This is a genomic window from Mangrovihabitans endophyticus (genome assembly GCF_014646155.1).
Lineage (GTDB): Bacteria > Actinomycetota > Actinomycetes > Mycobacteriales > Micromonosporaceae > Actinoplanes > Actinoplanes endophyticus.
On record NZ_BMMX01000003.1, the window covers coordinates 310,883 to 322,398 of the forward strand.

Below are 11,516 nucleotides of genomic sequence, written 5' to 3' on the forward strand. Positions count from 1 at the left end.
CGTGCCCGAGCGGACCAGCGTCGCCGACCTCGCCCGGACCAAGGCACTTCCCGAGGACGCGCTACGCGGCTTCGGCGTGACCGACGTCCACGGCGGCGGGGTACGGGAGGAGTACCTCTCTCCCGACGGCGCACCGGTCCGCGACCGGTTCCGGTGGACCCCGGGCGGCCTGAACAGCTCCACCTGGGAGGAGCGGGACCTGCCCCGGACCGCCTACTGGCGGCCGTTCGTGCCCGGGTTGGCCCGCGACCGCGGGTACCTCCTGCTGTGTGAGGGCGAATCCTCGTGCTGGACAGCCTGGCACCACGGCGTCGCGGCCGTCGGGTTCCCGGGGGCCGACCACATCGGTGTGCTCGGCGCCGGCCATCTCGCCGGTGCGGACGTCATCGGGGTCATCGTCGAGCCTGATGACCCCGACACCTACCCGAGGGGCGCCGACCATTACCGCGACCAGGTCCTCGCTCGGCTCGCGCAGCTCGGGCTGCCCGACGCGCAGCGGCGTGTCGTCGTGCTGGACCTGACCGGTACGGCAGCCGACCTCGTCGAGCTGCACCGGCAGGACCCGCAGCAGTTCCCGGCACGGCTGGGGACCTTGCTCGACGACGCTCGCGAGACCCGACCCCCCTTCGTCCAGGAGCAGCGATGACCTCATCAGCACCTGACCACCGCCCGACCGTGGCCGTGCTCGGCACCGGCACCCTCGGCGCCCCCATCGCCCGCCACCTGACCGGGGTGGCCAGCGTGCGGGTGTGGAACCGCACCACCGACCGCGCCGCGCCCCTGTCCGAACACGGATGCACCGTGTCGCACAGTGCCGCCGAGGCCGTCGCCGACGCCGACGCCGTCCTGACCGTGCTGGCCGACAACTCCAGCCTTCAGGCCGTCATGACCGACGAGGTCCTTGACGCGACGACCGAGGGCACCGTGTGGGTGCAGTCGAGCACGATCGGCGTCAGCGAGACCCAGGCGTGGGCCGTGCGGGCCGCGAAGGCCGGTGTCAGCCTGGTCGACGCACCACTGCTGGGCACGCGCGGACCCGCCGAGCGCGGCCAGCTCGTCGTCCTCGCGTCCGGGGCCGACGCCGCACTGGAGCAAGTCACTCCGCTGCTCGACAGCTACGCCAAGACCATCGTGCGGGTCGGCGAGGCAGGCGCGGGCACCCGGCTCAAGCTCGCGGTCAATAGCTGGCTGCTGTCCCTGGTCCAGGTGCTTGCCGAGTCGATCGCGTTCACCCGTGCCATGGGGTTCGAGCCCGAAACTCTGTTCGACACCCTCGACGCGGGCGGTGTGAGCCTGCCCTACGTACGCCTCAAGGGCGGTGCCATGGCGGCGGAGCACTTCCCACCAGACTTCACCCTCACCCTGGCCCGCAAGGACCTCGCGCTGGTCCTCGACGCCGCCGCCGACACCGTGTCGATGACCGCGGCGACCACCGCACTCGCGGGCTTCGACCGTGCCATCGCCCTCGGACACGGGGGAGACGACTACGCGGCCACCTACCTCGCCGTGCGGGCTGAGCAGTGACCGCGGCAGCGGCTCCCGTCGCCGTCCTCGGCCTCGGACACATGGGGCGTGCGGTGTCCGGGCGACTGCTCGCCGCCGGACACGTGGTGCGCGGTCACGACGTGAGCGCCGGGGCTCGCAAGGCGGCGCTTGAGGCGGGTGTCGACGTGTGCAACGGCCTGCCCGCAGCAGTCGACAACGCCGCGGTGGTGATCAGCTACCTGCCCGACGCCGGAGTGGTCGGGGACATCGCCGACGCTGTCCTGTCCGCGGCCCGGCCCGGCACGATCTGGCTTGAGATGAGCTCCTCACACCCCGACACGACCCGGGCGATCGCCGAGCGGGCCGGACAGAAGGGTGTGCGGTTCCTGGACGCGCCGGTGGCGGGCGGGGTCGCCGGCGCCGAGAACGGCACGCTCACCATCATGGCCGCGGGGCCCGCCGAGCACCTGGCCGCCGTGATGCCCGTCCTTGAGGTCATGGGCCAGAAGATCATCCACGTTTCCGGCCGGGCCGGTGACGGCGACCTCGCCAAGGTCATCAACAACCTCCTCGCCGCCGCCAACCTCGCCCTCGCCGCCGAGGGGCTCGCGCTGGGGCTGGCCGAGGGGCTGGATGTCGAAGTCCTGCTCGACGTCCTCAACGCGAGCAGCGCGACATCGTTCGCGACCCGTACGCAGATTCCGCGCTTCGCGCTGACCGGACGGTTTGACGCCCGCTTCACCACCAGCCAGTACAGCAAGGACGCCGACGTCGCACTCGACGTTGCCCGGCGGCGGGGCCTGGAACTCCCGCTGGCCGGACGTGCCGGGACACTCTGGCGGGATCTCACCGCCGCACACGGCTCGGAGGACTACACCCACATCGTCGAATGGGTCGCCGAGACCGCGGGTACCGCCTGGCCCACTCCGCACCGTGCGTCCACCGAGGCCGACCGGTGAGCCCGACTGTCGCAGTCGTCACCGGGGCCGCGGGCGGCATCGGCGCAGCCACCGCGCACGCCCTCGCGGAGACGGGGCACCGGGTCCACGGCATCGACCTGGCCTGGCCGCGGCCCCCGGCCGACGACCGGATCCGAGCGTGCACGGTCGACGTCAGCGATCCCGACGCGGTGGGGCGGTTCTTCGCCGAGCTTGACGACGACCTGGCCCGCGACGGGGCGCAGTTGCGCGTGCTCGCCAACGTCGCGGGCACAGTGCTGGTCAAGCCCTTTCTGGACACCACATGGGAGGACTACCGGGGGGTGATCGACGTGAACCTCGGTGGCACCCTGCTGTGCTGCCGCCACGCCGCGGCACGGATGCCCGCGGGCTCGGCGATCGTCAACGTGGCGTCGATTTCCGGGCACATCGGACAGACCCAGCATGCCGTGTACGCCGCCAGCAAAGGTTCGATCCTCGCTCTCTGCCGCGCGCTGGCCTGGGAGTTCGCCCCGATGGGGATCCGAGTCAACTCGGTGTCCCCGGGATCGGTCGACACCGCGATGCTGCGCTCGGACATCGATGTCGAGGCACGCCGGCTCGGCCGGTCGTTCGACGAGGTCAAGGCCGAACGCGAGGCTGAGCAGTCGCTGGGCCGATGGGCGGACCCCGGCGAGATCGCCTCGGCGATCGTGTTTCTCGCCGGCGGCGGCGCCACCTACGTCAACGGGACCGACCTCCTGGTCGACTCCGGGTGGGTCGCGCGATGACCGGACCGACCGGAGGCGGTGCCATCCGCATCGGCATCATCGGCCTCGGCCGGGTCAGTGCCGATCATGTCGTGGGCTACCGGGCGCTGGCGGGCGAAGCCGAGATCACCGCGGTGTGCGACACCGACCCCGCCGCGCTGCTCCCGGTCGCGACGGAACTCGGGGTCGACGGTTACCGCGACCACCGCGAGCTGCTTGCCCGCGCCGACGTCGACGCCGTCGTCGTCCTGCTGCCCCATCTCCTGCACGGCCCGGTGGTCCGCGACGCGCTGACGGCCGGAAAACACGTCACCGTGGAGAAGCCGCTGGCGGCGACGGCCGCCGAGGGTGAGCAACTGGCGGCGCTGGCCACCAAGCTCGGGCTGGTGCTGGCGGTGTCGGAGAACAGCCGCTTCGTCGAGTCCTACATGCAGGTGGCCGACCTGGTCGCGCGGGGCGCGCCCGGCATGGTCCGGCTCGTCCGCGGACTCATCTACGGCAGCGCCGTGGACGAATACCGGGACGACACCGCGCCGTGGAAACGCCAGGAGCACGGCTTCGCCGCCATCCTCGACGCCGCCACCCACTTCTTCTATGTTCTGGCCTGGATGTTCGGACCTGTCGCCTCCGTGCAGGCGATCACCCGGAACTGGGCGGCCACCCACCTGCCCGGGGTCGAGGTCGAGGACGGAGCTCTGGTCACCGGCACCCTGCACTGCGGCGCGTTCTTCAGCGTGGAGGTGGGCCTGACGCTGGAACTGCCCTGGGGTGAGCGATTCGAGGTCTACGGTGACCGTGCGTCGATCGTGTGCGACCAGTTGCGTGACCCGCCGGTGATAGTCCACCGTGGTGCCCGCGATCCCGGTGTGCCCCTGGCCCGAGTCCCCGCCGAGCCGCGCACCTGGAGGGCATCGTCGATGGCCCGTGGCGCCGCGGACTTCGTGCGGGCGTTGCAGGAGGGGCGAGCACCCGCGGTCGACACCGTGCACGCGGTGCACGCCGTCCGTGTCGCCGAGGCGGCCTACCGATCGGTGCGCGCCGGCGGCACCATGCAGACCGTCTGACCGCCCGACCGACGATCCCTGGAGCCGCTCGATGCCGTTCGCCACCGTCCGCCACGAGGCGTTGCTCACCGAGATCCACACCGACATCGACAAGATCGATCGTAATCGCTGGGACGCGCTGGAGCGTCCCTCGGTGTACCTGCGGTACGACTGGCTGCGCGGGCGCAGCCAGTCGGTCCGCGGCGAGCCGCGATTCGTGACAGTGAGCGGCCCCGGCGGCCAATTGCTGTTCGGCGCCCCGGCCTTCCTCACCGGCGACGGGGCCCATCCGGCGTACGACCTGGGCAAGGTCCTCACCATGGAAGAACTCGACGTGGGCGACTTGACCGAGCTGCCCGACGCACGCGAATCCCTCACCAGGTTGCGGGCCGACGCGACGCCATGGCACCCCGCGATCGTGGCCGGCTCGCCGGGACGGATGGGCGGTGCCGCCTATGCCGCCCAGCTCGACGGCGAAGGGCGGCGACAAGTCGCCGCCGCGGCGGCCGGCGCACTCGAGCAGCGCGCGGACGCCGACGGAGCCGCGCACGTGGCGTGGCTCTACCTGCTCGAACACCACGACCCGGCGCTTGAGGCTGTGCTGGCCGGGCGCGGTTACCGGAATGTCGTCATCGGCGCCGATGCATACATCCCGATCGAGTTCGACGACTTCGACGGCTATCTCGCACAGTTCACCTCGCACCGCCGTGTGAGTGCCCGCAAGGAGATCGAAGCCTTCGATCAGGCGGGGATCTCCGTGGCGGTGCATGACGCCGACGTCCTCGGCCCGCGGCTGGCCGAACTCGAGCTGAGCTGGCGAGCCAAGTACGGGCGGGCCGCGGACCTCGACGACACCGTCGCCGGCTACCAGTCGCTGCAGGAGAACATCGGCGACGCGCTGCGCGTGGTGGTCGCCTCCCGGGCGGGCGAGCCGATCGGGTTCGTGGTCTTCCTGGAGGACCCGGACACATGGTGGGCCCGCTTCGGCGGCTTCGATTACCGCGACAAGAAGACGTACCTGTATTTCAACCTCGTATTCTATCGGCCCGTCCAGTTGGCCATCGAGCGCGGCATCGGCGCCATCGGCTACTCGATGGGGTCCTACGAGGCGAAGCACACCCGCGGCGCACGGCTACGCCACTTCATGGGCTACCTGTCCGGTGTGGCGCCGGACAGTCCCACCGCGAGGGACCTCGCGAAGGTCGACGACGCCCAGCGCCGCAAGCTGGAATCGGTGACGCGCCACCGCGTCCTGCGCCAGGCCGGGAGCTGAGACCATGGTCGATTCCCGGTTCAGCGCACCCAGCCGGCTCGGCTTCGGCGCCGCCACGATCGGCAACCTCTATCGGCCGGTTACCGACGAGGCCGCCGCTGAGGCGCTGGAAGCCGCGTGGCGGGTCGGCGTCCGATACTTCGACACCGCCCCGCACTATGGTCTCGGTCTCTCCGAGCGCCGTCTCGGCGCCGCCCTCAACCGATGGCCGCGCCAGGAGTTCGCCGTGTCTACGAAGGTCGGGCGCCGGCTCGATCCGCGGGACACGCCGGTGAGCGATCTCAAGGAGGGCGGCTACGCCGTCGAAACCGCGCTGCGCAGGGTGTGGGACTTCTCGGCCGACGGTGTGCGACGGACTCTCGACGACTCACTGAGCCGGCTCGGCCTCGACCACGTCGACCTCGTCTACATTCACGATCCCGACGACCACGTGGAGGAGGCCCTGCGCGGGGCCTACCCGGCGCTGGCGCAGTTGCGCGACCAAGGGGTGATCCGAGCGATCGGGGTCGGCATGAACCAATGGGAGGTCCCGGCCCGGTTCGTGGCCGAGGCGGATCTCGACGTCATCATGCTCGCCGGCCGCTACACCCTCCACGAGCAGCCGGCACTGGCCGAATTGTTGCCCCGCTGCATCGAACGCGGGGTGCGTGTCGTCGCTGCGGCGGTGTTCAACACCGGTCTGCTTTCGGACACCAACATCGGCGACGACGCCCGATACAACTTCACCAGCGCGCCCCGTGGCCCGATCCTGCGTGCACGACGCCTGGCCGAGGTGTGCCGGCGGCACGACGTCGCCCTCCCACACGCCGCATTGCAGTTCCCCCTCGCACACCCCGCCGTCGAGGCCGTCGTCGTCGGCGCCCGATCCGCTCAGCACATCACGGACGACGCCAGGTGGCTCACCACGCCGGTCCCGAACGCGCTGTGGAACGACCTGCGGTCCGAAGGCCTGATCCCGGCACACGCGCCCGTCCCGGACGGCCGGTGAGGCCGATCGCCCGCGCGTCCTGGTGGAACGCCGCGACGGCGCAGTACACGCTCGGGGAACTGCTCTCGCAGTCCGGCACCTACGTCTCCGCCACAGCACAGGCATGGGTCGTGCTCAGCGCCACCCAGGACCCGCTGTCGCTGGGCATCTTCATGGCCTTGCGATACGGGCCCGCCGCACTCGTCACACCCTGGATCGGTGCCCTGGTCGACGGGCGCAACCCCCGCCGGGTCCTGCAGATGTCCAACCTCTTGCAGATGGCCTTCGCCCTGGCGGCCGGAGCGCTCGCACTCAGCCCCGGCACGCTGGCCTTCTGGCCGTTCGCGCTCGTCGGGGCCGGCAGCCAGGTCCTCGCGGTGGCGGAGTACGCCAGCCGAACCGCCTACCTGACCGCATTGGTGTCCGACGAGCACCGCGCACAGTTCGTGGGAGCCACGACCTCGGCGTCCAGCGTGGGCCGCGTGGTGGGGCCCATGATCGCAGGGGTCATGCTCAGCGTCGCACCCAGCGGCCTGTGCTTCGTCGTCGATGCCGTCACGTTCCTGCTCTCATTCCTGCTCCTGCCCCGCGGCCACCACCGCGCGAGGACGACGACGCGAGCCTCTCTGCGCGAGAGCTTCCAGGTGGTGTGGCACTTGCCCGCGGTGCGCGACCTGCTGCTCGTCTTCGCCCTCGTCAGCCTCGTCTCCTTCAACGTGGCCACCCTGGTGCCACTCTTCGTCCGAGACGACTACCTCAACGACCCGAAGGCGCTTGCCCTGTTCAACGCGACGTTCGGGATCGGCTCCGTGGCCGGCGGACTACTGCGGGCGACCGTCAGGGCGTCCCCCGCGGTCACAACGGTCTGCGGGCTCGCTCTGTTCGGAGTCGCATTCGCCGCGGCCGGTGCCGGTGGTCCTCCGTGGAGCGTCGGAGCCCTGCTCTTCGCCGCCGGGTTCGGCCGGCTCCTGTTCGCAGCCTCCTCCAACGCCATGCTGGTCACCGGCGTTGCGGAGGGCCGCCGGGGCTTCGTCGGCAGCCTCTACGCCTTCGCCTTCACCGGGGTCACCCCAGTCGGCGCCCTGCTCGTGGCCTCCTCGTCCGCCGCCGTCGGCGCCGGCGCCACGATTTCCGTCGCGGGCGGGTTCGCCGCAGTGGCCGCGGGAGCGTACGCCGTACGGCTCGCCCGAACCCCCCGCGCCGCACATCCGCATGCCCATCCAGCCCCGAAAACAGCCCGGAAGGCGGAAACCATGACCATCGACGACCCGATCCGGTTCGTTCGCGAACGAGCCATCACCCTGTCCATGCGCCCCGGCAAGATCGAGGCCGTCCAGCGGATCGCCCGAGAGGTCGAGAAGACGCAGATCTCAGGCGTCTTCGTCGAGACTGGCGTCGCACTCGGGGGATCGGCCATCGTCCTGGCCAAGGCGAAGACGCCCGAGCGTGAACTGAGGCTCTACGACGTGTACGACCTGATCCCGGCCCCCGGAGAGAACGACGACCAGCGATCCCACGACGACTACTCCAAGCTCCTGGCGAAGCAGGCGGACCGGCCCTCCGTCGCCAACTATCTCGCCCACACCGAAGACATGCTCGAGTACGTGAAAACCAACTTTCGCCGAGCCGGGATCGACGTGCAGAAGGAAAACGTCCACTTCATCCGGGGACTCTTCGACGAAACGCTCGTCATCGACGAACCGGTCGCGCTGGCCCACGTGGACTGCGACTGGTACGACCCGGTGTCCCTGTGCATCGAACGGCTGCGCGACCACATCAGCCTCGGCGGCGTCGTCGTGTTCGACGACTACGGCACCTATGGAGGCGCCAAACGCGCCGTCGATTCCTGGCTGGCGGTGGACGATCGCTTCGAGGTCATCCACCACGACCGTTCGCTCGCCGTCCGGCGTCGATGACCTCCGGACACGCTAACCCGGAACAGAGCGAGAAACTCCGTGAGGCGTACGGGGGTTCAACTGGCCGGGAACCGGACCAGCCCGTTCGGGGGCGGAGGGCAGCGCCGTGGCCACGGGCTGGTCGAGGAAACGTGTGATCACGCTCTTGGTGGCGGCGGGGGAGAGCAGGGCCTCGCCGTCGGGCCGATCACGCTGCGGTACGAGGCCCCGGCGCCGCCCGGCGAGTGCAGGGCCCCGTTGCGGTGGCCGCATACACCCAGAGCTGAGCCGTCCCGTCGCATCGACAGTTGGAAACTTTTACGTAATAATGTTTACTAATACGCGTCGCATGTCGCCCCTCACGGTGAACCTTTTCAACGTGGCGAGGCTGGCAGGTGCCGCCGCTGGTCGACGGCGCGCAACCGACGGGCTCGATGCCAGGTTGAAAACGGTTCAGTAGATCGAACCACTCTGTACGAGAGGACGTTCTCCGTGACAATGAATGCAGGTTTTGCGGACCGAGCGCTGTCACGCAGCCGCCGGCGCGTCATGGTCCTGCTCACCGCGGCCGTCACCGCACTCGTCGGCAGCGCGGTCGTCCAGCAGCAGCCCGCACACGCCGCTACGTGGAACCTCGTGTGGGCCGACGAGTTCAACGGGTCCGGCGCGCCCAGCAGCGCCAACTGGAACTACAACGTCGGCAACGGACTCAACCCCGGCAACAATGCCTTCGACGGCTGGGGCAACGGCGAGTGGGAGTGGTACAGGCCCGAGAACTGCACGCAGTCCGGCGGCAACCTCGTGATGCGCGCCAACTGGCTCACCACGCCGATCACGGTCAACGGCCGCAACTTCTACCAGACGTCGTGCCGCATGACGACGGACACGAAGAGGTCCTTCCAGTACGGCCGCATCGAGGCGCGCATGGCGCTGCCGACCGCCGCCGGCTCGTGGCCGGCTTTCTGGATGCTCGGTGACGCGTGCGACGAGACGTCCACGAGCGCCTACAACCCGGCACAGACCTACTACGACCGTCTGCCCACCAACTGGGCCAGTTGCGGCGAGGTCGACATCATGGAACACGCGAACGCGAACGCGACCGTGACGAACAACATCTTCTGGGATGTCCGGACCGGCGTGTTCCCGTGGACGGCGGGTCAGAACGCCAACTACGTCGCTAACCCCGCCGTCAACAACGCCGCGGCCTTCCACGTCTATGCGATCGAGTGGACGGCCGCGCAGATCCGCTGGTACGTCGACGGCGTACAAACGCACGTGATCGACACGACACCAGCGACCTTGGAGGAGTTCCGCAAGCCGTTCCACCTCATTTTCAACCTGGCGCTAGGCGGCACGTACCCCGGACAGAACCCGGTCCAGAGCCAGTTCCCGCTCACCGCGTCGATCGACTACGTGCGCTACTACCAGGACGGCGGGGGCACGACGCCGCCGTCCACGGGCGGATCCGCGACGCAGGTCAACGGGCCGGGCGGCAAGTGCGTGGACGTGGACGGGAACGACACGGGCGGCAACGGCGCGGCCGTGCAGTTGTGGACGTGCCAGGGGTCTTCTCTTTCGCAGGACCAGCAGTGGAGCTGGAACGGCCAGACCCTGCGGACGCTGGGCCGGTGCCTCGACGTCACCAGTTCGGGTACGGCCAACGGCACGAAGGTGCAGCTCTGGGACTGCAACGGCAGCGGCGCACAGAACTGGGTCCAGGAAGGTAACCGGTTGCGCAACCCGAACTCCAACAAGTGCCTGGACTCCCCGTCCGGCTCGACGGCGGACGGCGCGCGATTGCAGATCTGGGACTGCAACGGATCGGCCGCACAGTACTTCGTGAAGGCCGCGTGACGGCCGGCCGAGAGGCACGCTGACGGTCAAGGCGCGGGAGCGGACAGGCTCCCGCGCCTTTTCCGCGAGAGCACGATCGTCGCGGACGACACCGTCCGACCGGTGTTCAAACTGCCACTCACCGCAGACGCGGAAGAGCCCGGAAACGACGAACGGCCAGCCCCCGACGGGCTGACCCCTACCGACCGTGACACCAACCAGGTGGTTCACGCACTGACAACTATGGTGGACCGAACGTGGCAGAATGAGAACCGCGTTTTCCCTGTTCAGGGACCATCTGTTGCCGTACCGGCGGTTCGTTTTCGGGCCGCATCGGCGTCATCGTTGGAACTACGCGCACCGCAGTAACCCTGTGTGACCTTTGGGCCCACGCCTCGGGCTGCGCTCGTGCGTCGCGAGGCGACCGTGTGCGGCCTGCGTGGGCCGAGCCGCGCCTTATCGGCGGCAGATCCGTGTGTCGGCCGGACGCGCACACCTGCATGACGAGCAGGTCAGGGCGTGTTGCTCGGGCGTCGTCATGCGAGGCTTGGAGGATGTTGCGTGCTGTCGTGTTCGACCTCGACGACACGCTTATCGATCATGAGACCGCTGCTCGCCACGCGGTTCTCGGGTGGGCTGCGGATCTCGCGATCTCCGATCCTGAGGTCGTCCGACGCTGGGCGCGGGTCTCGGCCCGGCATCTGGACCGCTATCAGCGGCGCGAGCTCACGTTCGCCGAGCAGCGACGGGAGCGCGTACGTGAGTTCCTGGGCGTTGCCATGACCGATCAGGAAGCCGACACCCTGTTCGGTGGGTACCTCGAACGCTATGAGGATGGCTGGACGGTGTTCGAGGACGTGGTTCCCACGCTTCGGCGCGCCCGTGCCGCCGGGTTGGTGGTCGCCGTACTGACAAACGGTGAGGACAGTCAGCAGCGCCGGAAGCTGGACCGCCTTCGCCTTACTCCCGAAATAGACGTGTTGGTGGCGTCGTCGATGCTGCCCGCGGGCAAGCCGGATCCGCGCGCCTTTCAGCGCACCGTCGAGTTGCTGGGGGTCGACAGCGGCGACACCATGATGGTCGGGGATTCCCTCCAGAAGGACGTCCTCGCGGCTCTGGCCGTGGGGCTCAGTGCGACTCTCCTGGACCGGGCGGACACGCAGCGCAACGTCGGCGTGCCGCGGGTGCAATCGCTCCACGACCTCAGCTTCGCCTGACGAACGTTCCTAGAAGTAACCTCCCGCCACACCCGCTCATCGGCATGTCCGACGGTCGGCGCACGGTTGCGAAGCGTCACGGCGCACGAGTGATGGTTTGCTGCAAGGGTTGTTCA

The 11,516-nt window shown here is 69.5% G+C and carries 10 protein-coding genes; all 10 read left to right on the forward strand.

The window, feature by feature from the left end; all coding sequences use genetic code 11:
• Nucleotide 1 precedes the first annotated feature (1 nt).
• The gene (locus IEY73_RS07595; protein WP_189078356.1) at nucleotides 2-646 is read left to right on the forward strand and encodes a hypothetical protein; all 645 of its coding nucleotides are present in this window, start codon (nucleotides 2-4) and stop codon (nucleotides 644-646) included.
• Nucleotides 643-1,524: an NAD(P)-dependent oxidoreductase gene (locus IEY73_RS07600; protein ID WP_189078357.1), complete on the forward strand. Its 882-nt coding sequence runs from the start codon at nucleotides 643-645 to the stop codon at nucleotides 1,522-1,524. The genes IEY73_RS07595 and IEY73_RS07600 overlap by 4 nt, the downstream gene beginning before the upstream one ends.
• On the forward strand, nucleotides 1,521-2,444 hold the full coding sequence (locus IEY73_RS07605) for an NAD(P)-dependent oxidoreductase (RefSeq protein ID WP_268240418.1): 924 nt from the start codon (nucleotides 1,521-1,523) through the stop codon (nucleotides 2,442-2,444). Before IEY73_RS07600 ends, IEY73_RS07605 begins: the two co-directional genes overlap by 4 nt.
• Nucleotides 2,441-3,193, forward strand: coding sequence for an SDR family NAD(P)-dependent oxidoreductase (locus tag IEY73_RS07610; protein ID WP_189078359.1), 753 nt, complete (start codon nucleotides 2,441-2,443; stop codon nucleotides 3,191-3,193). Before IEY73_RS07605 ends, IEY73_RS07610 begins: the two co-directional genes overlap by 4 nt.
• On the forward strand, nucleotides 3,190-4,236 hold the full coding sequence (locus IEY73_RS07615) for a Gfo/Idh/MocA family protein (RefSeq protein ID WP_189078360.1): 1,047 nt from the start codon (nucleotides 3,190-3,192) through the stop codon (nucleotides 4,234-4,236). Before IEY73_RS07610 ends, IEY73_RS07615 begins: the two co-directional genes overlap by 4 nt.
• A gap of 31 nt (nucleotides 4,237-4,267) precedes the next feature.
• Nucleotides 4,268-5,488, forward strand: a complete 1,221-nt coding sequence (locus IEY73_RS07620; RefSeq protein WP_189078361.1) for a GNAT family N-acetyltransferase — start codon at nucleotides 4,268-4,270, stop codon at nucleotides 5,486-5,488.
• A 4-nt stretch (nucleotides 5,489-5,492) separates the two neighbouring features.
• Nucleotides 5,493-6,476, forward strand: a complete 984-nt coding sequence (locus IEY73_RS07625) for an aldo/keto reductase (RefSeq protein WP_189078362.1) — start codon at nucleotides 5,493-5,495, stop codon at nucleotides 6,474-6,476.
• On the forward strand, nucleotides 6,473-8,371 hold the full coding sequence (locus IEY73_RS07630) for an MFS transporter (protein WP_189078363.1): 1,899 nt from the start codon (nucleotides 6,473-6,475) through the stop codon (nucleotides 8,369-8,371). Before IEY73_RS07625 ends, IEY73_RS07630 begins: the two co-directional genes overlap by 4 nt.
• Before the next feature lie 477 nt (nucleotides 8,372-8,848).
• Nucleotides 8,849-10,204, forward strand: coding sequence for a ricin-type beta-trefoil lectin domain protein (locus IEY73_RS07635; RefSeq protein ID WP_229715655.1), 1,356 nt, complete (start codon nucleotides 8,849-8,851; stop codon nucleotides 10,202-10,204).
• A gap of 548 nt (nucleotides 10,205-10,752) precedes the next feature.
• Nucleotides 10,753-11,400 (forward strand): HAD family hydrolase, encoded by a 648-nt coding sequence (locus IEY73_RS07640; RefSeq protein ID WP_229715648.1) that lies wholly within the window; start codon nucleotides 10,753-10,755, stop codon nucleotides 11,398-11,400.
• Nucleotides 11,401-11,516 lie beyond the last annotated feature (116 nt).